The sequence below is a fragment of the Janthinobacterium leeuwenhoeki genome (assembly GCF_051380795.1).
GTDB lineage: Bacteria > Pseudomonadota > Gammaproteobacteria > Burkholderiales > Burkholderiaceae_D > Janthinobacterium.
This window is the reverse complement of the sequence record NZ_JBNYXT010000031.1, coordinates 1-23,566: the sequence shown is the minus strand read 5'-3', so window position 1 is coordinate 23,566 and position 23,566 is coordinate 1. Positions and strand designations below refer to the sequence as shown.

The window sequence follows — 23,566 nt, the reverse complement described above, 5'->3', positions numbered from 1 at the left end:
AAAGAGGGTTCAGGTATGCACGGCGGCGGCCGGCGCCGGTTTCCTCATGCGCTGCGCCATGTACGAACTGCCCATCGACGCGGCCATGATCATGGCGATGGCCAGCCATTGCGGGGCGTCCAGGCGTTCGTCCAGCAGGATGAACGCCAGCATGGCCGCCACGGCCGGTTCCATGCTGCTCATGATGCCGAAGGCTTGCGGCGTCAGCCGCTTCAGGGCCACCATTTCCAGCGAAATGGGAATGGCGCTGGAAATGAGGGCCACGCCCAGCCCCACCGCCAGTACCACCGGCGAGAGCAGGGCGGTGCCGCTGTGAACCACGCCGACGGGCACCACCACCAGCGCGGCCATGGCCAGGCCCAGCGAGACGGAATGGCCCGCATGCAAATGGCTGGCGCGCTTGCCGAAGATGATATAGGTGGCCCAGCACACGGCGGCGCCCAGCGCGAACAGCACGCCGGTGGGATCGAGCTTGCTGACGTCGTGACCCAGCGGCAGCAGCAGCGCCAGTCCCGCCACGGCCAAGGCCACCCAGACGAAGTCGAGCGGGCGGCGCGAGGCCAGCAGCGCCACGGCCAGCGGGCCGGAGAATTCGATCGCCACGGCGATGCCGAAAGGGATCGTGCGCAAGGCCATGTAGAAACACAGGTTGGTCAAGCCCAGCGCCGCGCCGTACAGGGCCACCGTGCGCAGGTCGGCGCGGCTCAGCTGCCAGCGCCACGGGCGCCAGAACAGCAACAGCAGCAAGGCGGAAAAGCCCACGCGCACGGCTGTCGTGCCCTGTGCGCCGACCAGCGGGAACAGGCTGTGCTTGGCCCATGACGTGCCCAGTCCCAGGCAGGTGACGGAGCCGAGGATGGCCAGCAAGGGAATAAACGAGGAATAGCGGCGGAATGGCATGGTGATAAAAGGCTTGATATCGAAATAGCGAAAGTTTATTGTGTCTGCTCTGATATTTGTACTGCATTTTGACCTTCATGACGCAACTTTCGCTCACGCCTTCCATCACCCTCGACGCCTTCGACCTGGCGATCCTGGACATCTTGCAGCGCGATAACACGACCTCGCAGCGCGAAATCGCCCAGGCCGTGCACCTGTCGGCGCCGGCCGTGCAGCGGCGCATCCGCCGCCTGCGCGAAAGCGGGGTGATCCGTCATGAAGTGGCCGTGCTCGACGCCAGCCGCCTGGGTCGTCCCCTGATCTTGACGGTGGAAGTGCATTTGCACGACGAGCACCCGCAGCGCACGGCCGGCATGCGCGCGCGCATCATGGCCGAGCCTGCCATTCAGCAGTGCTACGGAATCACGGGCGAGGCCGATTACCTGCTGATCATTACTGCCAGCAGCATGGCCGAATACGAAGCGCTGACGGAACGCCTGTTCGGCGGCGACGACAATATCCGGCGCTACCGCACCTCGGTGGCCCTGACTTGCCTCAAGATGGGCTTGCACGTGCCGCTGGGATAGAGAAAAGGCAAGCCAAATGAGCATCTCCAACAGCCAGCAAGCCGCCGTGACGGCAGCCATGCGCGCCAGCCCGCGCGCCGGACCTGTACCTGAAGTACGGCAGCGCTGTTGCCGCTGCCGATATCGCCGATGAAATGGCGCGGCTGCGCTGGCTGGCGCAGTATTGCCCCGTGCCGACGGTGGCGCAATTCGCCCGCGCGGCAGACCCGGAGCAGGCCTGCCTGCCGATCACGCCCGACCCCGTCGTCACGCATGGCGACTTCTCGCTGGAAAATATCCGCCTGCAGGAAGGCGCCGTCGTCTGGCGTGCGCTCGGTGAGTTGGACGCCGCGCGACAGCAAAGGTTTGTGCAGCAATATGGGATCCTTGATGCCGATCAAGGCAAGCTGCAATTTTACTTGCTGCTCGACGAGCTGTTTTGAATGCGATCCAGCGAATAGCTGTTGGCCATCACGGCTCATCGCGCTCCGCGTCGCGTTCCCGGCAGCTTAATGCGGCGTAATGGCCCTTGGGCAGCCTGGTCTTGATGGCAACCTCGCTCAGTGCATGTTGAACATCGACAGGGTCGGTCAAGGTGCAGCGCTGGGCGCGGGCGAACGCTTGCAGGTTTTGCGTGTTGCCGCGCACCTTCACCGTCACGCCGGCGCCGGGGCTGACGCAGCAGCCGATGTATTGCGTGATGTATTCTTCCTCGATGAGCACCAGTTCATGTCCCATGAAGCTGGCCGGCTTCTTCAGCAGGTAGTAATCAGTGTAGTCGGCGCGCTGGTCGGGGTGCTTGCCGAGGTAGCCTTCGCGCATGTAGGCTTCGATGGCCTTGCCCGAGGTGCCGACTCTGTCCGTCGTGCCCTTTTTCAGGTGCAGCGCATGCTGCAAGCCCGTTTCGAGCTCGCCATTGGCGGTGGCGCAGGCGCTGGCGCAGCAGGTGGCCAGCAGAAGCGAGCCGAGCAGGCGGCGGCTGCGGCATGCAGACTTGGGAGTGATTCCTTGCATATATTTCACGCGAAGAGGAGAAGAGGCGCAGTGTAGCGCACGCCAGCCTGTGCGCGTGTCACAATGCGTGATCCGCACGCTACGTGCTACTGACCCCAGGACTTTCATGACCCGCGCCATCCTTGACGAAGCCCAGATCCATCCCGCCGCCCGCCCTTTGATCGGCAGCAAGCACAAGGACATTGTGCGCGAAGTGCAGGCGGCCATCGCCGCGCACCAGGTGGTGGTGGTCGGCATGGCGCACAATCCGTTCCCTCGCAAGGCGCGCAAGATCCTCGACGTGCTGGGCACGCCCTACCAGTACTTGCAATATGGCAGCTATCTGAACCAGTGGCACCGCCGCAATGCCTTGAAAATGTGGACGGGCTGGCCGACTTTCCCCATGGTTTTTGTCAATGGCGTGCTCATCGGTGGCGCCAGCGAGCTGCAAAAGCTGGTGGAAAATGGCGAGTTCAGCGCCATGCTGGCGAAGAAGATGCGCCAGTTTTAAGACCTGCTTTATTCCCCAGGCCGCCACGGCGATGTGCGCGTGCGCAAGGGGTCGAGCAAGCCGCGCAAATCATTGTGGTCGAGCTCGTACATCAGCGCAATTAAACTGCCCAGTTCGCCCGAGGGGAAGCCCTCGCGCGCGAACCAGCCCAGGTAGTGTCCCGGCAAGTCGGCCAGCAAGCGCCCCTGATATTTCCCATATGGCATTTCGCGCGTGACCAGCAGCGCCAGTTTCTCTGAATTCATGTGACGGCTCTCCCTTGCTAGTGGTGCAGTGTAGCAGAGCCGGTACGTGCCGGTTTGTAGGTCACTTGCGTGTATTGGTTCCATGGTTTTGACGACAGTGTTAGCCAGATCAAACAATCGGCGAATGGTGCCATGCGTAGGGCGCTGGCGGCGCATACTGTCTTGCCAGTGCGCCTTGGCGCCAGCATGCAGGTGCGCGTGACCATGGAAAGGGAGTGCAACGATGCGAACGGCTATCGTTTTGTGCCGCCAGTGGTGGTGGCGAGCCCTCATCGCCGCTTGCCTTGCCGCTGGCCTTGTTTTACTGGCAGCCTGCCACCGGCCGGCGCCCGTGAATAGCGAGGATCCGGGCTGGGTCGAGCGCGCCGATCCCCGGCATAGAATCGCCGTGGTGTTTGTGCATGGCATCTTTGGCAGCACGCGCGGCACGTGGACGGGCGGGCAAGGCGAGAGTTTCTTTCGCTTGCTCAAGAGCGATACCAGGCTGGGGCCACAAGTCGATAGCTATGCCTTCGGCTTCAGCTCCAACATCATGACGGATGGCTCGCTCGATATCCGCGAAGCGGCCAACAAGCTGCAAAGCTATCTGCTGCCGTCCGGCGTGCTCGATTACCCGGCCATCGTGTTTGTCGGGCACAGCATGGGTGGGCTCGTCATCATGCGCTACCTGGCCAATAATCTGGACAAGGCTCCCGAGCTGGCCGAAAAGGTGCCGCTGATTGTTTTGTTCAGTGCTCCCATGGAGGGGGCGCAGGTGGCGCAGCTGGCGGATCTGGTGGCGCGCAATCCCGCGCTGTCGCACCTGCGACCGGTGGACAGCAATGATGTGCTCAAGCAGCTCAGCGACGACTGGGCCAGCCTGGCGGTCAAGCCGCGCGTCAGTTGCGCCTATGAAACGGCCGATGTGAGCGGCGTGCGCATCGTGCAATGGGGCAGCGCCACGCGGGTGTGCGCCGGGCGCCCGGTGGCGATCGATAATGCCGATCACATTTCGCTCGTCAAGCCCGACCGGGCCACGCATCCCGCTTACATGTTCCTGTCGGGGCAGCTGATCGAGCATGTGCTGCCGCTGCAGATGGGAGTGCCGCTGGAGTTGCCCGATTTTCAGCGCGACAAGAATGTCTACACGTTTACCCTGGCCGCGCCCGAAGAAAATGCCCGCCTGATGAACACGGGACGTGCCAGGATGAAGTACTGGATCGCGGAAAAGTCCAGCCGCGCCTTGCTGGTGTCGCCTGGCGCCAGTCCGCAGCCGATCAATGGGCATTCCACCGAGACGCTGACCGTGGCGCTGCGGGTCGATGCCGATGAAAATACCTATGCTTTCACCTTGAAAAGCGATTTGCCCTCGGAGCAAAGGGTGCGCGTGCTGGTACCCGACTTGTCCCGCCTGCGCATGGGCCACCAGCGCAATGCCATCAAGGTGATGGCTGGCCTGGCCCAGTACCTGAGCGACCCTGCCAATGCGGAACAAATTGCGGCATTGCAGCGCGATCCCGGTCAGATGAATGGGCAACTGGCGACAGTGGCGCATGCCGCCCTTGGCGAGCCCATCAAGCGCCTGCCCAGCGCCGAACAATGGCTGCTGACGGCAGACTTGCTGGCCGCCGCCAACCTGACGCACGTCGCTTCCGCGGCGCTGCTCCACAGCGCCGGCATCGATGCCTTTTATCAGCCGGCAGCAAACGAGTTGCGCAGCAAGCTGCTGGCGCAGGTGAACGCGCAGTTGCTGCTGCGTTCAGGCTCCGTGAATGTGTTGTATGAGCGTACGCCCGATGGGTATCCGGACAAGCCGCGCAGCGCGGGCCAGGCCCCCCCGGTATTGCTCATGCCCGCCATTCCCGCATGGCTGGACACGGAGGCTTACAGCAAGTCATCGCTGCAACTGGTGCGCAGTATGGAGCAAGTCGATTCGCTGCGGCAAGACGCGGCCAGCCTGAAAGTGGCGACAGTGAAAATGCCGCTCGATGCGGCACTGGGCGTCATCCTGCAGGCAGAGCGCGAACGCTTCCCGCAAGTGCCTGCCGCGCAACGGCGCCATTTCGAGCCCCCCGCCGCCAAGGCGGAGCAGTGGCATCCCAGCTTGCCTGAGCTGGAGCCGCGTGACAAGGCGAAAAAGATGGAAAAGCCGGAGCCGCGCACCAGTCCCGGTAACGCTCCCCTGTCACGCTAAGCGCCAGATATGTATAGACCTGTCCAGGATTTTTCAATTTCCGTTTTTTTGGGCGCGCCAAGTCTCGCGACTGACTGCCTTGACGGACGAGGTCCCCCGCAAGACCCTGCTGCTGTCGCCGATGGTCCTGTTCACCATGGGCAATTTGCTGGCGTGGAAATCGCCCGGCTATGAAATCCTCGACATCACCGTGCTGCTGTGGGGCACCGTGGCCTTCGGTAACGTCGCTGGCCTGCAAGTGTATGTCGTGCAGCAGGCGGAACACGTCACGCCACGCGCCGTGGACGTGGCGTCGGGCTTGAATATCGCCGCCTTCAATCTGGACATCACCGGCGGTGCCTGGGGTGGCGGCTTGATCGTGCAACACCTGGGCCTCGTGCATACGGGCTGGATCGGTGCGCTGGTCGTGCTGGAAGCGTTCGGTTTGACGGTGCTGAGTGGACGTCTGGATCGCTTGAACCCGATTTCTGCGCGTACGGGCCGACGCGCAAGTTGCTGGCACGGCCGAGAGTATGGCTTAGAGTATGGCTTAGAATAGGGCTTACCTTCCTCTGACCCATACTCCCCATGTCCGATACAGCAACGTCATCCCTGCGCCTGCGCGCCGCCATCAATCCGAAACCGCTGGGCGTCGCGCTTGTGCTCATCGTGCTGGGCGCCTGGTACCTGGCGCTGAGCGTCGGCGCCACCCAGGCCGCGCTGTATGTGGTGGGCGCCTTGCTCGGCATCACCCTGTATCACGCGGCCTTCGGCTTTACGTCGGCCTGGCGCGTCTTCATCGCCGATGGCCGCGGCGACGGCTTGCGCGCGCAAATGCTGATGCTGGCCGTCGGCGTGGCGCTGTTCTTTCCCGCGCTGTCAGCCGGCACCCTGTTCGGCACGCCCGTGGCGGGCCTGGTTTCTCCGGCCGGCACCTCGGTCATCTTTGGCGCCTTCATCTTCGGCATTGGCATGCAGCTGGGCGGCGGCTGCGCCTCCGGTACCCTGTACACGGTGGGCGGGGGCAGCACGCGCATGCTCATTACGCTGGCCGCCTTCATCGTCGGCTCCGTGATCGGCACGGCGCACATGCCGTTCTGGACCGCGCTGCCGCAGCTCAAACCGATTTCCCTCGTCACAAGTCTGGGCCTGGTACCCGCGCTGGTGCTGAACTGGATCGTTTTTGCATTGATCGCCGTCATCACGGTGCTCGTTGAAAAACGCCGCCACGGCAAGCTCGTCGCCACACCCCTGCGCCCGGCGCAGTCGTCGCCCTGGTTGCACGGTCCCTGGCCGCTGGTGGCGGGCGCCGTCGCCCTCGTCGTGCTGAACTTCGCCACCCTGGCGCTGTCGGGCAAGCCGTGGGGCGTGACGTCCGCGTTCGCCCTGTGGGGCGCGAAGGCCGCGTCCGTGGTCGGCATCGACACGGCCAGCTGGGCTTACTGGTCCACCAAGGCGAATGCCGCCGCCCTGGCCGCGCCGTTGACGCAAGACAAGACTTCCGTGATGGACATCGGCATCGTACTGGGCGCCATGCTGGCGGCGGCACTGGCCGGCCGCTATGCGCCCGTATGGCGCATCCCGCGGCGCTCGATCATCGCCGCCATCGTCGGCGGCTTGCTGCTCGGCTACGGCGCGCGCCTGGCCTACGGCTGCAATATCGGCGCCTACTTCAGCGGCATCGTCTCGGGCAGCCTGCACGGCTGGCTGTGGCTGGTCTGCGCCTTCCTCGGCAACGTCGTCGGCACGCGCTTGCGTCCGTGGTTCGGCCTGGAAGTGGAGCGCGTGAAGCCGAGCGGCTGCTGATACCTGATTGACCGGGGGCATTGCTGTACGCTTTGTTGTATATTGCTGCCCCTGTTCCCCTTTGCCTCCAGCGCAACACCCATGTCCCCCCTCATCCTGTTTGCCGTCGTCCTCGCGTATTTCCTGATCCTGCTGGGCGTGGCGTGGCGCACCTCGCGCCATGCCACCAACGAGAGTTTTTTCATCGGCAACAAGGACAGCAACTGGATGCTGGTGGCCTTCGGCATGGTGGGCACCACGCTCACGGGCGTGACCTTCATCAGCGTGCCCGGCGCCGTGGGCAGCAACGGTTTCGGCTACATCCAGCTGATGATAGGCTATGTACTGGGCTACCTGGCCATCACGTTCATCTTGCTGCCGCTGTACTACCGGCTGCAGCTGACCTCGATTTACCGCTACCTGGAATGGCGCCTGGGCCGGCGCTCCTACCAGAGCGGGGCGGCGTTTTTCATCCTGTCGCGGCTGCTGGGCGCCACGGCGCGGCTGTATCTGGTGGTCAATATCCTGCAAGCGACGATACTCGACAGCCTGGGCGTGCCGTTCTGGCTGACGTCGTGCGTCGTGCTGTTGCTGATCCTGCTCTACACCTATGAGGGCGGCGTGAAAACCATCGTCTGGACCGATACCCTGCAAACGGCGTGCATGCTGGCGGGGCTGGTGATTTGCAGCGTGTTTTTGCTGCGCGCAATGGACCTGTCCCTCATCGACAGCCTCGAGCGCATGCGCGCGCAAGGCCTCACGCGCATCTTCACCGTCGACCCGGACAGTCCCGCCTATGTGTGGAAGCACATTCTCGCCGGCATGTTTATCACGATCGCCATGACGGGCATGGACCAGGAAATGATGCAAAAGAACATTTCCGTGCGTACCTTGCGCGATTCGCAAAAGAATATGCTCAGCCTGACCGTGGTACTGACTGGCGTGCTGCTGCTGTTCCTCTTCCTCGGCGGCTTGCTGCACCTGTATGCGCCGCTGGCTGGTGTGACCGCGACAGGGGATAAACTGTTCCCCGCCGTCGTGCTCGGACATTTCCCTGCCGTGGTGCAGCTGATTTTCTTCATCGCCCTCATTTCCGCCCTGTTTCCCAGCGTGGACGGGGCGCTCACTGCCTTGACGTCCACCTTCTGCATCGATATCCTCGGCCTGCAGCGCAGGCAGGACTTGAGCCCGGCGGCGCAGATGCGCTGGCGCCGCCGCGTCCATCTGGGGTTTGCCGCACTGTTTTTGATCCTGATCATGGCCTTCAAGTGGATCGATAGTCCCAGTATGATCGTCGTCATCCTGAAGCTGGCCAGCTATACCTATGGTCCGCTGCTGGGCCTGTTCGCCTTCGGCCTGCTGAGCCGGCGCGGCGTGCGTGACCGCTGGGTGCCGCTGGTGGCCGTGGCCGGGCCACTGCTGTGCGCGCTGATCGAGCAGGAGCAGGCGCTGCTGTTCGAGCATTACCGCCTCGGCCTGGAATTGCTGATCCTGAATGGCGCCCTGGTGCTGGGCGGGCTGTTTCTCATTTCCACGCCGGCAGGGCGGGGAGGCAAGAGCGCGTAATACTTGTCAAAATAAGACGAATCCTACGACGATTCCGGCCGTTTTCAGCTATATTGATTTCCTTTAGGCATATAACCTCACGGAGCATCAATGTCACTCAACCCCTTCCCGCCGCTGCGCCGCGGCTTTGGCGCATTCTGGCGCGCGCTGGACGCCACTCGCCGCGCGGTCATCAATCTGATTTTCCTGCTGATCGTCATCGCCATCCTGATCGCCATCTTTGGCGGCGGCGCCAAGCCCCTGGCGGAAAAGACCACGCTGGTGCTGGACTTGCAAGGCCCGCTGGTCGAGGAAACCCCGGGCGGCGTGCGCGAGGCGGTGCTGGCCAATGTCAGCGGCGAAGTCAAGAAAAGCGTGCAGTTGCGCGACGTGCTGGCGGTGCTCGACACGGCGGCCAAGGACAAGAACATCGGCTCCATGGTCATCCTGCTCGACGAATTGCAGGGCGGCGGCCTCGCTTCGCTGCGCGAAGTGGCGGCCGGCGTGGAACGCTTCCGCGCCACGGGCAAGAAAGTCACGGCCTGGGGTTCGAGCTACAACCAGCGCCAGTACCTGGTGGCGGCCAAGGCCGACGAGGTATTCCTGCACCCGATGGGCGGCGTCATGCTGGAAGGCTTTGGCCGCTACCGCAATTACTACCGCGACGCGCTCGACAAAGTGGGCGTGACGGTCAACCTGCTGAAAGTGGGCACGTATAAAAGCGCAGCCGAGCCTTTCATCGCCAACGGCCCGTCCGAAGCGGCGGCCGAAGCGGACCGTTACCTGAACAACGGTCTGTGGACCACCTACACGACGGATGTGGAAAAGGCGCGCAAGCTGCCAGCCGGCGCCATCATGCAATCGATCGATGCGCTGCCCGCGCTGATGACGGCTGCCGGCGGCGATCTGGGCAAGCTGTCGCTGGAGGCCAAACTGGTCGACGGCCTGAAAACGCGCGACGAACTGCGCCAGTTCATGATGGCGCGCGGCGCGAAGAACACGGAAGGCACGAACTTCCGCCAGGTGAACTACTCCGATTACCTGGCGCGCCTGCGCCCCGTGCACGTCGGCGACGCCGTCGGCGTGGTCATCGCCTCCGGTGAAATCGGTGACGGCATCGCGCCACCGGGCGCCATCGGCGGCCTGTCCACTTCGCGCTTGATCCGCCAGGCACGCGAAGACAAATCGATCAAGGCCATCGTGCTGCGCGTCGATTCGCCGGGCGGCAGCGCCTTCGGCTCGGAACTGATCCGCCGCGAACTGGAATTGACGCGCGCCGCTGGCAAGCCGGTGGTCGTCTCGATGGGCAACGTGGCCGCTTCCGGCGGCTACTGGATCAGCACCTCGTCCGATGAAGTGATCGCCGACGCGGCCACCATCACCGGTTCCATCGGCGTGTTCGCGATTCTGCCGACGGCCGACAAAGTGGTGGAAAAGCTGGGCATCCACACGGCCGGTTCGCCCACCACCTGGCTGGCCGACGCGGGCAACCCCCTGCGTCCGCTCGACCCCCGCTTTGCGCAAGTGATCCAGGGTTCGATCAACCACGTGTATGGCGACTTCCTGAACCTGGCCGCCAAGGCGCGCAAGACGACGCCGGAAAAGATCGATGAAGTGGCGCAGGGACGCGTCTGGACGGGTTTGCAGGCGAAAGAGCGCAACCTGGTCGACCGCATCGGCAGCTATGGCGATGCGCTGGCGTCGGCGGCCAAGCGCGCCAAGCTGGGCAGCGACTACCGCGTGACCTACCTGGAACAGGAAACGTCGAACGTGGACCGCCTGATCGGCATGTTCGGCGCCAAGGCCATGGCCGCGCTGGGGTTGGGCGAGCACGTGAAGCTGGGCCTGGCCACGACCGGCTTGCCGGCCGACGCGGCGCTGGGCATGGCGCAGGACCTCTCCTGGCTGTCGGGCATCACGCGCGAGCACAAACCGTTCATGGCCCTCACGCACTGCCTGTGCGAGGTGCCACTCGGCAGCAAGTAACACCAGCATAAACAAGCTCCCCAAGCCGGCTTCGCCCGGCTTGTTTCATATCAGGAGCACAGCATGGCAAGCGACATGAGTACACCCACGGGTGTCAGCATCCGCCCTTGCGTCAAGGGCGATGAGCTGGCGCTGCCGGCCATGCGGCTGTGGCTGGCCGAGACCACGCCCGGCGGCGCGCCCGTGGGCTAGCTGGTGCTCAGTCCCGCCAGCCTGCCGGTGGCCAACCCGCAGCCGAATGACCTGGAAAGCAAGCGCATCTACCTGCTGCATCGCTTCCAGGGCCAGCGCGTGGGCCAGCGCCTGATGCCGGCGGCGCTGAGCCAGGCGCGCGCCAGCGGGGCGGGAAGGGTGCTGCTGGGCGTGTACGCGGAAAACCACGACGCGCTGGCGTTCTATGCGCGCTGCGGCTTTGCGCAGGTGGGACGGCGCACTTTTCGCGTGGGCCGCACCGACTGCCAGGATGTCCTCCTTGGCATGACGTTGTAAGCGCAAACGGCCCGCGTGGCGCCAGGTCAAGCCGGCCGGCGGGAGATTTGTAGCGAGTTTGTATCTGCATGCGAGTCGCCCGCGCGCCGATGGCGCCGGGGTGCGACGTCCCGCAAGCCTGATTTTTCCAACGTTCCCCCACAGTGGCGGCATGCGTGCCGGCCCGCCTGCTCCTGCCATGCCTGTCTGGCTGTGTGTAATTGTTTCAAGTCGAAATGAAACAGTTACATGACTATGCTAGAGTCGTTTCACGCTAGGGAGCGATGTTTTTTCAGCTGATTTTCAGCTCTTGACTCCCCCGGCTGTGTACCGAAACAACCCCGAAAAACGGTCGTCCGGCCTGAGTGTGTTCCACCTCGGCCGGCGCCACAGACTCGCCGTGCCAGCGGCGTATACAAGGATAAGCGATGGATTCGCAAACAACACCCAATACCCCGCGGCGCAGCCGCCGTTCGACAATCGTCGGCAGTGTCATCGCGCTGGCCGTGATGGCTGCGCTGGGCGGCGGTGCCTGGTATTTGACGCATACCGGCGTCAGCGCGCAGTCTGGCGCCGGCGGTCCTGGTGGCCCCGGTGGTCCCGGCGGGCGCCGTGGCGGCCCTTCCACCACCGTGGGCGTGGCCACGGCTGTCAAGTCAGACCTGCCCGTGGTGCTCGACGCGCTGGGCACGGTGAAGGCCGCGTCCACCGTGACGGTGCGCCCGCAAGTGTCGGGCATTTTGAAGGAATTGAAATTCAAGGAAGGCGGCATGGTCAAGGCGGGCCAGGTGGTGGCGCAGATCGACCCGGCGCAGTTCGAGATGGCGCTGATGCAAGCCACGGGCCAGCGCCAGCGCGATGAAGCGCAGCTGGAAAACGCGCGCCTGACCTTGAAGCGCTATCAAACCCTGCTGGGCCAGGACTCCATCGCGCGCCAGGAGGTCGATACGCAGGCCGCCCTGGTCAAACAGCTGGAAGGGACCGTCATGACAGACCGCGCGGCCGAAGGCACGGCCAGGCTGAACCTGGGCTACACCAGGGTGGTCTCGCCGATCAGCGGGCGCGCGGGCCTGAAAGTGGTCGACATCGGCAATCTGGTGAGCACCAGCGACGCTGGCGGCGTGGTGGTGGTGACGCAGCTCTCGCCCATCGACGTGGAATTCTCCGTGCCGCAGGATAAGGTGCAAACCATCCAGGAACGCCTGAATGCCGGCTCGGCCCTGGCGGCCCTGGCGCTGGACCGCACGCGCACGCATACCCTGGACCAGGGCAGCCTGACGGCGCTGGATAATCAGGTCGACGTGCAGACGGGCACCGTGCGCGCCAAGGCCCGCTACACGAATGACAAGATGGCCCTGTTCCCCAGCCAGTTCGTCAACGTGCGCCTGGAGCTGGGCAATATCACGGGCGCCGTGCTGGTGCCCGTCACGGCCCTGCGCCACAGTAACAACGGCGATTTCGTGTATGTGTTGAAAGCGGATAAAACCGTCACCGTGCGCATGGTCACGCGCGGCCAGGCCACCACCGACATGGTAGAAATCCGCGCCGGCCTGGAAGCGGGAGAACAAGTCATCACGGAAGGCGCCGACCGCCTGAAGGAAGGCGCGAAAGTCACTCTGGCCGGCGACAAGCCTGCCATGGGCGGCGCCGGTGCGGCCGGGGCAAACGGCGAACGCCGCCACCGCCGCCAGCACGCTGACGGCGCGGCCAGCGCCTCGGCTTCCGCATCCGCATCCGCATCCGCATCGGTATCCGCGCCAGCCACGGCGCCAGCGAAGGGCGCAGCGCAATGAGTCCATCGACTCCCTTCATCCAGCGCCCCGTCGCCACGGCGCTGCTGATGCTGGCCATCGTGCTGGCGGGGCTGGTCGGCTTCAAGTTCCTGCCGCTGGCCGCCTTGCCGCAGGTGGATTTCCCCACCATCCAGGTGCAGACCTTGTACCCTGGCGCCAGTCCGGAAGTCATGGGGCAGACCGTGACGGCGCCGCTGGAGCGCCAGTTCGGGCAAATGTCAGGCTTGCAGCGCATGAGTTCCACCAGCGCGGCCGGCGTCTCCCTCATCACCCTGCAATTTACCTTGGGGCAGACCCTGGACGTAGCCGAGCAGGAAGTGCAGGCGGCCATCAACGCGGGCGGCTCCCTGCTGCCGACCGACTTGCCGGCGCCGCCCGTGTACGCCAAGATCAACCCGGCCGACGCGCCCGTGCTGACTCTGGCCATCACATCGGACACGATGCCGCTGACGCAGGTGCAAAACATCGTCAACACGCGTTTGGCGCTGAAAATCAGCCAGGTCAATGGCGTGGGCCTGGTGTCGCTGTCGGGCGGCCAGCGTCCCGCTGTGCGCATCCAGGGCGATACCAGGCTGCTGGCCTCGTACGGCCTGGGCCTGGACAGCCTGCGCACGGCCATCGCAGCGGCCAACGTCAATAGCGCCAAGGGCAGTTTCGACGGTCCCACGCGCTCGTTTACCATCAACGCCAACGATCAGCTGGTCACGGCGGAAGACTACAAGCGCCTCATCATCACCTATAAAAATGGCGCGCCCGTGCGCCTGCTTGATGTGGCGAATGTGGTCGACAGCGCGGAAAACACGCGCCTGGGTGCCTGGTCGGGCAAGCAGCCGGCCATCATCCTGAACGTGCAGCGCCAGCCGGGCGCCAACGTCATCAAGACGGTGGACGCCATCAAGGCCTTGCTGCCGGACTTGCAAGCCAGCCTGCCGGCGGCCATGAAGCTCGACGTGCTGAGCGACCGCACCACGGGCATCCGCGCCTCGGTCGAACACGTGGAAATGGAACTGTTATTGTCCGTGCTGCTGGTGGTGCTGGTGATCTTCGCCTTCTTGCACAGCATGCGCGCCACCGTGATTGCCAGCCTGTCCGTGCCGATCTCGCTGATCGGCGCCTGCGGCGTCATGTATTTGCTCGGCTACAGCCTGAACAACCTCTCCTTGATGGCGCTGACGATCGCCACCGGCTTTGTCGTCGATGACGCCATCGTCATGATCGAAAACATCGCCCGCTACATCGAGGAGGGCGAAACGCCGATGGCCGCCGCCCTGAAGGGCGCGTCGCAGATCGGCTTTACCATCATCTCGCTGACGGTTTCCCTGATTGCCGTGCTGATTCCCCTGCTATTCATGGGCGACGTGGTGGGCCGTCTTTTCCGCGAATTTGCCATGACCCTGGCCATCACGATTCTGATTTCCGCCGTCGTGTCGCTGACCCTGGTGCCGATGATGTCGGCGCGCTGGCTGAAAAGCCGTGCCGATGAAAAGGTCAGCGCCACGGGCCAGCGCATCCAGGCTTTCCTCGACCGCGTGATTGTGCAGTACGACCATGCGCTGATATGGGTCTTGAAACGCCAGGGCTTGACCCTGCTCGTCGCCCTGGCCACCTTGCTGCTGACGGTGATTTTGTACATCACCATTCCGAAAGGCCTGTTCCCCACGCAGGACACGGGGCAGCTGAAGGCGCGCATCGAAACCTCGCAAGCCGTCTCGTACGAGCGCATGGCCACCTTGCAGCAGGCCGCCGCCAGCGCGCTGCTGGAAGATCCCTCTGTCGATACCCTGAGTTCTCTGGTGGGCGTCGATGCGGCCAACAATACCATGCTGCATACGGGCAGCATGCTGATCAATCTCAAGCGTCCGCGCAGCGGCGAGCAGGACGAGATCATGGAGCGCCTGCGCAACCGCGTGGCCAAGGTGGCCGGCGTGACTCTGTATCTGCAGCCGACGCAGGACCTGACCATCGATGCGGAATCTGGCCCGACGCAGTACCGCGTCTCGCTCGAAGGGGCCGATACGGCCACCGTCACCGAGTGGGCCGGCAAGCTGGCCGCACGCATGCGCGAAAAATCGCAGCTGCGCAACGTCGTCACGGACGCGGGCGCCACGGGCGCCGCCGTCACCGTGGCGATTGACCGCGACAGCGCTGCGCGCATGTCGGTGACTACCGCCACCGTCGACGACGCCTTATATAACGCCTTTGGCCAGCGCATCATCTCGACGATTTTCACGGAAACCAACCAGTACCGCGTGATCCTCGAAGCGCAGCCCGGCATCGTCACCACGCCGGCCGACCTGTCGGAACTGCAGGTGCGCACGGGTTCCGGCAAGTCGACGCCGCTGTCCGCCTTTGCCAGCGTCAGCGAAAAACAGGCGCCGCTGCAAATCACGCACGTGGCGCAATACCCGGCCACCACCCTCGGCTTTGATACGACGCAAGGCGTGGCGCTGGGCAGCGCCGTCGACGCCATCCGCCAGGCGGCGCAGGACATCGCCTTGCCGCCATCGGTGACCCTGACCTTCCTCGGTGCGGCCGGCGCGTATGAAAATTCGCTGTCGAACCAGCTGTGGCTCATTTTGGCCGCCGTGGTCTGCGTGTATATCGTGCTGGGCGTGCTGTACGAAAGCTATATCCACCCGCTGACGATTTTGTCGACCTTGCCGTCGGCCGGCGTGGGCGCCTTGCTGGCGCTGATGATTTCCGGGCAGGACCTGGGCGTGATCGGCATCATCGGCATCATCCTCTTGATCGGCATCGTCAAGAAGAACGCCATCATGATGATCGATTTCGCCATCGAGGCCGAGCGCGACGAGGGCAAGAGCCCGCAGGAAGCCATCCACCAGGCGGCCCTGCTGCGTTTCCGTCCTATTTTGATGACGACCCTGGCAGCCCTGTTCGCGGCCGTGCCGCTGATGCTGGGCTGGGGCGAGGGCGCCGAGTTGCGCCGTCCGCTGGGCCTGGCCATCTTCGGCGGCCTGATCGTCAGCCAGGTGCTGACCCTGTTTACCACGCCCGTCATCTACCTGGGCTTCGACCGCCTGGGCCAGCGCTTCACGTCCAAAACGCGGGGCGTGAGCCTGGACAAGCCGGGCGATAATGCGGGGAGCGCCGCGTGAACCTGTCCGAACCGTTCGTGAAGCGCCCCATCGCCACCGTGCTGCTGACTATCGGCATCGCGCTGGCGGGTGTCGGCGCCTTTTTTGTGCTGCCCGTCTCGCCGCTGCCGCAGGTCGACTATCCGACCATTTCCGTCAGCGCCAGCTTGCCCGGCGCCAGCCCCGCGACCATGGCCACGTCGGTGGCCACGCCGCTGGAACGGCGCCTGGGCGTGATCTCGGGCGTAAACGAGATGACCTCGTCATCGGGCACGGGCTCGGCGCGCATCAATTTGCAGTTTGACCTGAACCGCAAGATCGATTCGGCCGCGCGCGAAGTGCAGGCGGCGATTGCCGCTGCGCGCGTGGACTTGCCGGCCACCCTGCGCAGCAATCCGACGTATCGCAAGGCCAATCCGTCCGACGCGCCCGTGATCATTCTGGCCCTGACGTCGAAGACGCGCACGCCGGGCCAGATCTACGACGCCGTGTCGAATCTGGTGCAGCAAAAGGTGGCGCAAGTCAAAGGCGTGGGCGACGTGGAACTGGGCGGCGGTTCGCTGCCGGCCGTGCGCGTGGAACTGCTGCCATATCAACTCAATCACTATGCCGTGTCGATGGAAGACGTGCGCGCGGCCATCCAGGCCAGCAACGCCAACCGGCCCAAGGGAGCGATTTCCGGCGACGCGCGCAGCCTGCAGATTTATTCGGGCGCGACGACGGCCTCAGGCGGGCGCAGCGCGGCAGACTACCGCAGCCTGGTGGTGGCCTGGCGCGACGGCGCCGCCATCCGCCTCGACGACGTGGCCGAAGTGGTCGACGGCGTCGAGAACAACAATACTCTGGGCCTGTTCAATGGCGACCCGGCCGTCATCGTGCTGATCACGCGCCAGCCGGGCGCCAACGTCATCGCCACGGTGGACGGCGTGCGCGCGCTGCTGCCGCAACTGCAGGCGCAGCTGCCGGGCGACATCAAGCTGCAGGTGGCGTCCGACAGCACCAATTCCATCCGCTCCTCGCTGCACGAGATCGAATTCACCCTGATCCTCTCCATCGTGCTCGTCGTGCTGGTGGTCAGCGCCTTCCTGCGCAGCGTGCGCGCCACCATCATCCCCGCCGTGGCCACCATCGTCTCCCTGCTGGGCACCTTCGGTGTGATGTATATGCTGGGCTTTTCGCTAAATAACCTTTCCTTGATGGCGCTCACGGTGGCCACGGGCTTTGTCGTCGATGATGCCATCGTGGTGCTGGAAAACACGCAGCGCCACATCGAGGCCGGCATGGACCGCTTCAAGGCGGCCCTGCTGGGCGCGCGCGAAGTGGGCTTTACCGTGCTGTCGATCAGCCTGTCGCTGGTGGCCGTCTTCATCCCGCTGCTGTTCATGGGCGGGCAGGTGGGGCGTTTGTTCCGCGAATTTGCCGTGACCCTGTCGGCCGCCGTGATGATTTCGCTGGTGATCTCGCTCACGACCACGCCGATGATGTGCGCCTGGCTGCTGAAAAGCGGCGCGCAGCACAAGCCGCCCGGTAGCGTGGCGCGCTGGTTCGAACGGGGCTTCGAGCGCATGCTGAAAGTGTATGAACACTGCCTGGACTGGGCTTTGTCCAGCGCCGCGCTGGTGATGACCATCCTCGTGTTTGTCGTTGGCCTGAACGTGTACCTGTTCGCGGCCGCGCCCAAGGGCTTCTTCCCGCAGCAGGACACGGGCCAGATCAATGGCGGCATGCGCGCCGACCAGAGCATCTCCTTCCAGGCCATGCAGGGCAAATTGCGCCAGCTGGTCGACATCATCAAGGACGATCCGGCCGTCGCCACCGTCGTCGGTTTCACGGGCGGCGGACGGGCAGGTGGCGGCTTCATGTTCATCGATCTGAAACCGGCCTCGCAGCGCACCGACAAGGGGCAGGCCGTGATCGCCCGTTTGCGTCCGCAACTGGCCAAGGTGACGGGCATTTCGCTGTTCCTCAACCCCGTGCAGGATTTGCGCATGGGCGGGCGCTCCAGCAATTCCACCTACCAGTACACGCTGATCAGCGACAACCAGGCGGACCTGAAGAAATGGGCGGCCAAGCTGGCCGACCAGATGAAGCTGCAGCCGGCCCTGATCGACGTGGACACGGACCAGGCGGAAAACGGCGTGGAAACCTTTGTCAGCATCGACAAGGACCGCGCCACGCAGCTGGGCGTACAGGTGCGCGACATCGACAATGCGCTGTACAACAGCTTCGGCCAGCGCCAGGTGGCGACCATCTACGATGAGCTGAACCAGTACCACGTGATCATGGAAGTGGCGCCGCGCTATGCGCAAAGCCCGGAAGCGCTGCGCTCCGTGTATGTGCCGGCGTCGAATGCGGCCGCCGTCGCCGCTGCCGGCACCAGTACTGCCACGGCCACCACCAGCGTCGCGACGGCGTCGAATACGACGGCCGCGCGCGACCCGTCCAGCGGCACGGCATTGAGTACCACCCTGGCGACGATGGTGCCGCTGTCGTCGTTCAGCAGCTTTGCCGAAAGCGCGACGGCCACCTCGATCAACCACCAGGGCGGCGAACTGGCCACTACCGTGTCGTTCAACCTGGCCGACGGCTATCCGCTCAGCGACGGGCAGGCTGCCGTGGCCCAGGCGGAGTCGGAAATCGGCATGCCGGTGAATGTGCGCGGCAGCTTCCAGGGTTCGGCCAAGAGCGCGCAGGACAGCAACAAGGAGCAGCCGCTCTTGATCCTGGCCGCCATCGTGGTGATCTATATCGTGCTGGGCATCCTGTACGAAAGCCTGATCCACCCGATCACCGTGCTGTCGACTTTGCCGTCGGCGGGCGTGGGCGCCGTGCTGGCATTGCTGCTGTTCCGCATGGAGTTTTCCATCATCGCCCTGATCGGCGTGTTTTTGTTGATCGGTATCGTCAAGAAAAATGCTATATTGATCATCGACTTCGCGCTGGAGGCCGAGCGTTCGCGCGGGCTGACAGCTGTGGAGGCGGTGCGCGAGGCATGTTTGCTGCGTTTCCGCCCCATTCTGATGACCACCCTGGCGGCGGCCCTTGGCGCCTTGCCGCTGGCGATCGGTTTCGGCGAGGGGTCAGAGCTACGCCAGCCCTTGGGGGTCGCCATCATCGGCGGCCTGATTGCCAGCCAGTTACTCACATTGCTGACCACCCCGGTGGTCTACATCCTGCTCGACAAGCTGCGCACGCGCAGCGCCGACGAGCAGCAATTGAGCCGCATTCCTGGGCCAGATAACCCGAGCACACAATCATGAAGCAAGTAAAACCTATCCCGTCCGCCGTACCCGCACGCCACTTGCTGGCACTGGCCGCTGCTGTCCTGCTGGCCGGCTGCGCCGTCAGTCCGACCTATGAAACGCCGACGGCCGCCGCGCCGCACACATTCAAGGAGGCGGCCGGCTGGCAGCCTGCCGTGCCGGCCGATACCCTGGAACGGGGCCCCTGGTGGACCCTGTTCGGCGACGCGCAGCTGAACCAGCTGGCCGACAGCATCGACATATCGAACCAGAACGTGGCCGAAGCCGTCGCCTCTTACGAGCAGGCGCGCGCGCTGGTGCGTGAACAGCGCGCTTCGCTGTTCCCCAGCGTGAACCTGACGGGCAGCGGCGCCCGTTCCGGCGGCGGGGGCGAGCAGCAGGCGAACAATAATTTCAAGGCCGCCATCGGCGCCTCGTGGGAACCGGATATCTGGGGCCGCTTGCGCGCCGGCGTGACGGGGGCGGACGCCAGCGCAGCCGCCAGTGCGGCCGACCTGGCCGCCGCGCGCCTGTCGGCGCAGGGCGAACTGGCGACGAATTACTTTTCGCTGCGCCAGAGCGATGCGCAGATCACGCTGCTGAACGCCACCATCGCCGGCTACAAGCGCGTGCTTGACATCACCAGCAACCGTTTCAACTCCGGCATCGCCGCCAAGTCCGACCTGCTGCAGGCGCAGACGCAGCTGGCCAATGCGCAGATCGACCTGTCGAGCCAGACGCGCGCGCGCGCGCAGCTGGAACACGCGATTGCCATCCTCTTGGGCCGCGCACCATCGGACTTCAGCCTGGCCGTGGCGCCGTGGACCCTGACCGTGCCGGAGGTGCCGCTGGGCGTGCCGTCGACCCTGCTGCAGCGCCGTCCCGACATCGCCGCCGCCGAGCGCCGCGTGGCCGTGGCCAACGAGCAGATCGGCATCGCCCGCTCCGCCTACTATCCGAGCCTGAACCTGACGGGTTCCTACGGTTCCGGCGCCAGCAAGGTCGGCGACCTGTTCAATGCATCGTCGAGCCTGTGGTCGCTGGGCGTGTCGGCCGCGCAAACCCTGTTCAATGCGGGTGCCACCACGGCCAGCGTGGATGCGGCCAAGGCCGGCCATGAGGCGGCCGTGGCGCGCTACCGCCAGACGGTGCTGTCCGCTTTTGGCGCCGTGGAAGACCAGTTGTCGGCCACGCGCGCGCTGGCCGAGCAGCTGGCCTTGCGCCAGCAGGCGTCGTCCGCCGCCGACCAGGTCGAGCAGCAGATGCTGAACCGCTACAACGCTGGCCAGGTCGGCTACACGGACGTGGTGACGGCGCAAGTGACGGCCCTGTCGGCGCGCCGTTCGCTGGTGCAGGCGCAGGCGGACCGCCAGACGACCGCCGTGGCCCTGATCCAGTCGCTGGGCGGCGGCTGGCAGGTGCCGCAGGCGCAGTAGAGGGCAGTAAAGGGCAGGCTGGCGCAGGGCAAAACCCTGCGCCAAATACCTTCCCTTTCTGCGTAACAATCCTGCGAAAATCGACCTGCTATTCAAGCAATTGCTGATCGGTGTGACGCATTGTTTCCGCGACCCGAAAGTGTGGCAACACCTGAAGATGGTGGTCTTGCCGCCATTACTGGCGTCCCACCCGGACGGGCGCGCCTTCAATGCCTGGATAGCGGCCTGTTCCACGGGAGAGGAAGCCTATTCGCTGGCCATGGTGTTTCATGAAGCGGTGGCCAGGCCGAGATCGAACTCAGTTCGGATGCCTGCGCCGTGTACGTGGCCATCAGCGACAACGGCATCGGCATCACGCCGCAGCAGCAGTGCAAGAAACAGTGCTTTGACCTGATCGGCATCGCCGAGCGGGCACTTCGAGGTGGGCCTGCCGGCATCGGGTGCCGGTTGCCGCCTGATACAGAAATTGCAATGGGTTAATTTTTGCCGACTCAGGCCCCTTGGACAGGCTATACTTTCGCCTGCTATTTATGGAGGGGCATATCTTGTTCAAAACAATCGTTTTACCAGTCGCCTTGTTGGGCGCGTTCGCCGGCGCACACGCCGACGAAGGGCAGTGGCAACCACACCAACTGCCACAGCTGAAAGCCGAACTCAAACGGGTCGGCATCGACATTCCTGCAGAAAAACTGGCCGACCTGAGCAAGCACCCGATGAGCGCCATCGTGTCGCTGGGCGGCTGCTCGGCCGCTTTCGTCTCCGACGCGGGCCTGGTGGTGACGAACCACCATTGCGCGTATGGCGCCGTGCAGCGCAATTCCACGCCGGAACACAATTACATCACCAATGGCTTCCTGGCCAAGACGCGCGCCAGCGAGCTGCCGGGCGGTCCGAACAGCCTGGTGTATGTGACGGACAAGGTGGAGAACGTCAGCGAGCGCGTCTTGAAAGGCTTGACGGCCGACATGACGGGCCGCGCGCGCCACGAAGCGGTGGAAAAGCGCATCAAGGACCTGATCGCCGAATGCGAGACGGACAAGATGTACCGCTGCTCCGTGCCCGCCTTCCACCGCGGCCTCGAGTACTACCGCATCCGCCAGATGATGATACGCGACGTGCGCCTGGTGTACGCGCCATCGGACAAGATCGGCAACTTCGGCGGCGACATCGACAACTACGAATGGCCGCGCCACACGGGCGATTACTCGTTCCTGCGCGCCTACGTGGGCAAGGATGGCCGTCCGGCCGACCCGTCGCCGGACAACGTGCCGTACAAATCGAAGGACTTTCTGGTCGTCTCGGCCGAAGGCTTGAAAGCCGGTGACGGCATCTTGCTGGCGGGCTACCCCGGCCGCACCAGCCGCTACAAGCTGCCGGCGGAAATCCGCTTCGCGCGCGATACGGCCTTCCCCTTGAAAGTATCGGAGCTGCAAGCTGATCTGGCCGTGATGGCTGACGCGACGCATGGCGACGCTGCCGCTGCCGTGCGCTATGCCAGCGTAGTGAAAAGCATCAACAACGTGCTGAAGAAAACCCAGGGCTTGCTCGACGGTTTCGCCCGCAAGGACATCGCCGCCATCAAGGACGTGCAGGATGCCGAGTTCCGCGCCTGGTATGCGAAGCAGCCGAACGTGTCGCCCACCTTGCTGGCCGAACTGGACGCGGCGATCGCCAGCGACATGGCCTTGAGCGAAGAAGAGTTCGCCTGGAGCGTGGCCACCAACAGCGACTTGCTGAAAAGCGCGCGCACCCTCTACCGTTTGTCGCTGGAGCGCCAGAAAGCGGACGCCGAGCGGGAATCGGGCTTCCAGCAGCGCGACCTGGCCTTCATCAAGGCCCGTCTGGCCCGTCTGGAACAGTCGTACGTCAACAAGGTCGACCAGGCGCGTTTTGCCGCGGGCTTGAAGCGTTACGCGCAACTGGCGGCGAAGAGCCATCCGCAAGGCCTGGACGCGCTGCTGCCGGCGCCAGCAGCCGTGGCGGCCCTGTACCAGCAGACGCAACTGGCTGACACGGCCAAGCGCCTGGCCTGGCTGGAAAAGGACCAGGCCGCTGTTGCCCGGTCCGACGACGCCTTCATGCAACTGGCCGTCAAGCTGCAGCCCGTGGACGCGGCGCTGGAAGAGCGCCGCAAGGAAATCGACGGTAACCTGGAACGCGTGATTCCGCAATACATGCAAGCTGTGATTGCCTGGAAGAAATCGCAAGGCAAACCCGTCTATCCTGACGCCAACTCGACCCTGCGCGTGACCTACGGCACCGTCTCGCCGTACTCGCCGCGCGATGGGCTGACCAAGGGCCCATTCACGACGGTGGAAGGCATCGTCGAGAAAGTTACGGGCAAGGCGCCGTTCGAAGCGCCGCAAGGCTTGATGGACGCCGTCAAGGAAAAACGCTACGGCCAGTTCCGCGATCCGGCACTGGGCACGGTTCCCGTCAATTTCCTCACCAGCGCGGACACCACAGGCGGCAATTCCGGCTCGGCCGTGATGAACAAGCGGGGCGAACTGATCGGCCTGAACTTCGATTCGACGTATGAATCGATCACCAAGGACTGGTACTTCGACACGGCCATCACGCGCGCCATCCACCTCGACATCCGCTACATGCTGTGGGTCATGAAGGAAGTGGACCATGCGGATAACTTGCTGCAGGAAATGACCATCAAGTATCCGAAGCCAGTGAAGGCTGCAAAGAAGTAAGCTTTAACTTGCGCTAGCGCAAAGCCGCATCCGCCCCAGGGCCGATGCGGCTTTTTTGCGGTGCGCCCGGCAGGGCGCACTCACTGGGAGGTGCAAGTCCTCTACTCGCCCGACAAGGGGAAGAGTTAGCTGAACGGCAAGGGTGCCGCGGGCGACTGCGGATCTGGA

The 23,566-nt window shown here is 64.4% G+C and carries 18 protein-coding genes and 1 pseudogene; 16 read left to right on the top strand and 3 right to left on the bottom strand.

All coding sequences use genetic code 11. The features are described 5' to 3' along the window. Window positions 1–9 precede the first annotated feature (9 nt). Window positions 10–900, bottom strand: coding sequence for an EamA family transporter (locus ACQ4WS_RS20150; RefSeq protein ID WP_436478824.1), 891 nt, complete (start codon window positions 898–900; stop codon window positions 10–12). A 77-nt stretch (window positions 901–977) separates the two neighbouring features. On the opposite strand from ACQ4WS_RS20150, the gene ACQ4WS_RS20145 reads away from it, so the two are divergent. Beyond that, window positions 978–1,466: an Lrp/AsnC family transcriptional regulator gene (locus ACQ4WS_RS20145; RefSeq protein ID WP_436478823.1), complete on the top strand. Its 489-nt coding sequence runs from the start codon at window positions 978–980 to the stop codon at window positions 1,464–1,466. Between the two features lie 134 nt (window positions 1,467–1,600). Continuing rightward, window positions 1,601–1,888: a protein kinase family protein gene (locus ACQ4WS_RS20140; RefSeq protein ID WP_436478822.1), complete on the top strand. Its 288-nt coding sequence runs from the start codon at window positions 1,601–1,603 to the stop codon at window positions 1,886–1,888. 28 nt (window positions 1,889–1,916) lie between these two features. On the opposite strand, the gene ACQ4WS_RS20135 is transcribed toward ACQ4WS_RS20140, so the two are convergent. Beyond that, window positions 1,917–2,459, bottom strand: a complete 543-nt coding sequence (locus tag ACQ4WS_RS20135; RefSeq protein WP_436478821.1) for a hypothetical protein — start codon at window positions 2,457–2,459, stop codon at window positions 1,917–1,919. Window positions 2,460–2,565: 106 nt separating this feature from the next. Between ACQ4WS_RS20135 and ACQ4WS_RS20130 the strand changes: the two genes are divergently transcribed. Next, complete coding sequence (locus ACQ4WS_RS20130; RefSeq protein ID WP_436478820.1) at window positions 2,566–2,949, top strand: glutaredoxin domain-containing protein; 384 nt, start codon at window positions 2,566–2,568, stop codon at window positions 2,947–2,949. Between the two features lie 8 nt (window positions 2,950–2,957). Here the strand turns inward: ACQ4WS_RS20130 and ACQ4WS_RS20125 are convergent, their stop codons facing one another. After that, window positions 2,958–3,194: a DUF3820 family protein gene (locus ACQ4WS_RS20125; protein ID WP_436478819.1), complete on the bottom strand. Its 237-nt coding sequence runs from the start codon at window positions 3,192–3,194 to the stop codon at window positions 2,958–2,960. 331 nt (window positions 3,195–3,525) lie between these two features. On the opposite strand from ACQ4WS_RS20125, the gene ACQ4WS_RS20120 reads away from it, so the two are divergent. From ACQ4WS_RS20120 to ACQ4WS_RS20060, 13 genes and pseudogenes are all read left to right on the top strand, one after another. After that, the gene (locus ACQ4WS_RS20120) at window positions 3,526–5,367 is read left to right on the top strand and encodes an esterase/lipase family protein (RefSeq protein WP_436478818.1); all 1,842 of its coding nucleotides are present in this window, start codon (window positions 3,526–3,528) and stop codon (window positions 5,365–5,367) included. A 184-nt stretch (window positions 5,368–5,551) separates the two neighbouring features. Continuing rightward, window positions 5,552–5,905, top strand: a pseudogene (locus ACQ4WS_RS20115) (hypothetical protein); the annotation flags it as partial. A 29-nt stretch (window positions 5,906–5,934) separates the two neighbouring features. Beyond that, window positions 5,935–7,152 (top strand): YeeE/YedE family protein, encoded by a 1,218-nt coding sequence (locus ACQ4WS_RS20110; protein ID WP_436478817.1) that lies wholly within the window; start codon window positions 5,935–5,937, stop codon window positions 7,150–7,152. Between the two features lie 81 nt (window positions 7,153–7,233). After that, window positions 7,234–8,697, top strand: coding sequence for a sodium:solute symporter (locus tag ACQ4WS_RS20105; RefSeq protein WP_436478816.1), 1,464 nt, complete (start codon window positions 7,234–7,236; stop codon window positions 8,695–8,697). A gap of 90 nt (window positions 8,698–8,787) precedes the next feature. Continuing rightward, window positions 8,788–10,662, top strand: a complete 1,875-nt coding sequence (gene sppA / locus ACQ4WS_RS20100) for a signal peptide peptidase SppA (RefSeq protein ID WP_436478815.1) — start codon at window positions 8,788–8,790, stop codon at window positions 10,660–10,662. A 195-nt stretch (window positions 10,663–10,857) separates the two neighbouring features. Continuing rightward, window positions 10,858–11,151 (top strand): GNAT family N-acetyltransferase, encoded by a 294-nt coding sequence (locus tag ACQ4WS_RS20095; RefSeq protein ID WP_436478814.1) that lies wholly within the window; start codon window positions 10,858–10,860, stop codon window positions 11,149–11,151. A 407-nt stretch (window positions 11,152–11,558) separates the two neighbouring features. Then, complete coding sequence (locus tag ACQ4WS_RS20090) at window positions 11,559–12,923, top strand: efflux RND transporter periplasmic adaptor subunit (protein WP_436478813.1); 1,365 nt, start codon at window positions 11,559–11,561, stop codon at window positions 12,921–12,923. Continuing rightward, window positions 12,920–16,039 (top strand): efflux RND transporter permease subunit, encoded by a 3,120-nt coding sequence (locus ACQ4WS_RS20085; protein ID WP_436478812.1) that lies wholly within the window; start codon window positions 12,920–12,922, stop codon window positions 16,037–16,039. Before ACQ4WS_RS20090 ends, ACQ4WS_RS20085 begins: the two co-directional genes overlap by 4 nt. Then, window positions 16,036–19,278, top strand: a complete 3,243-nt coding sequence (locus tag ACQ4WS_RS20080) for an efflux RND transporter permease subunit (protein ID WP_436478811.1) — start codon at window positions 16,036–16,038, stop codon at window positions 19,276–19,278. The genes ACQ4WS_RS20085 and ACQ4WS_RS20080 overlap by 4 nt, the downstream gene beginning before the upstream one ends. Continuing rightward, entirely contained in the window at window positions 19,275–20,696 is a 1,422-nt protein-coding gene (locus ACQ4WS_RS20075; RefSeq protein ID WP_436478810.1) for an efflux transporter outer membrane subunit, read from the top strand. Before ACQ4WS_RS20080 ends, ACQ4WS_RS20075 begins: the two co-directional genes overlap by 4 nt. 157 nt (window positions 20,697–20,853) lie before the next feature. Continuing rightward, window positions 20,854–21,090 carry a CheR family methyltransferase gene (locus ACQ4WS_RS20070; protein ID WP_436478858.1) on the top strand — a complete coding sequence of 79 codons (237 nt, stop codon included), beginning with the start codon at window positions 20,854–20,856 and terminating at the stop codon, window positions 21,088–21,090. Further along, entirely contained in the window at window positions 21,015–21,176 is a 162-nt protein-coding gene (locus ACQ4WS_RS20065; RefSeq protein ID WP_436478859.1) for a hypothetical protein, read from the top strand. Before ACQ4WS_RS20070 ends, ACQ4WS_RS20065 begins: the two co-directional genes overlap by 76 nt. A 65-nt stretch (window positions 21,177–21,241) precedes the next feature. Next, on the top strand, window positions 21,242–23,398 hold the full coding sequence (locus tag ACQ4WS_RS20060) for a S46 family peptidase (RefSeq protein ID WP_436478809.1): 2,157 nt from the start codon (window positions 21,242–21,244) through the stop codon (window positions 23,396–23,398). Window positions 23,399–23,566 lie beyond the last annotated feature (168 nt).

What these genes read in the sequence shown, in the direction of transcription:
- ACQ4WS_RS20110 (WP_436478817.1), top strand. Translation starts at nt 5,935, where the DNA reads ATGTCCGATACAGCAACGTCATCCCTGCGCCTGCGCGCCGCCATCAAT.
- ACQ4WS_RS20130 (WP_436478820.1), top strand. Translation starts at nt 2,566, where the DNA reads ATGACCCGCGCCATCCTTGACGAAGCCCAGATCCATCCCGCCGCCCGC.
- ACQ4WS_RS20140 (WP_436478822.1), top strand. Translation starts at nt 1,601, where the DNA reads ATGGCGCGGCTGCGCTGGCTGGCGCAGTATTGCCCCGTGCCGACGGTG.
- ACQ4WS_RS20085 (WP_436478812.1), top strand. Translation starts at nt 12,920, where the DNA reads ATGAGTCCATCGACTCCCTTCATCCAGCGCCCCGTCGCCACGGCGCTG.
- ACQ4WS_RS20150 (WP_436478824.1), bottom strand. Translation starts at nt 900, where the DNA reads ATGCCATTCCGCCGCTATTCCTCGTTTATTCCCTTGCTGGCCATCCTC.
- ACQ4WS_RS20145 (WP_436478823.1), top strand. Translation starts at nt 978, where the DNA reads ATGACGCAACTTTCGCTCACGCCTTCCATCACCCTCGACGCCTTCGAC.
- ACQ4WS_RS20105 (WP_436478816.1), top strand. Translation starts at nt 7,234, where the DNA reads ATGTCCCCCCTCATCCTGTTTGCCGTCGTCCTCGCGTATTTCCTGATC.
- ACQ4WS_RS20135 (WP_436478821.1), bottom strand. Translation starts at nt 2,459, where the DNA reads ATGCAAGGAATCACTCCCAAGTCTGCATGCCGCAGCCGCCGCCTGCTC.
- ACQ4WS_RS20125 (WP_436478819.1), bottom strand. Translation starts at nt 3,194, where the DNA reads ATGAATTCAGAGAAACTGGCGCTGCTGGTCACGCGCGAAATGCCATAT.
- ACQ4WS_RS20075 (WP_436478810.1), top strand. Translation starts at nt 19,275, where the DNA reads ATGAAGCAAGTAAAACCTATCCCGTCCGCCGTACCCGCACGCCACTTG.
- ACQ4WS_RS20070 (WP_436478858.1), top strand. Translation starts at nt 20,854, where the DNA reads ATGGTGGTCTTGCCGCCATTACTGGCGTCCCACCCGGACGGGCGCGCC.
- sppA (WP_436478815.1), top strand. Translation starts at nt 8,788, where the DNA reads ATGTCACTCAACCCCTTCCCGCCGCTGCGCCGCGGCTTTGGCGCATTC.
- ACQ4WS_RS20090 (WP_436478813.1), top strand. Translation starts at nt 11,559, where the DNA reads ATGGATTCGCAAACAACACCCAATACCCCGCGGCGCAGCCGCCGTTCG.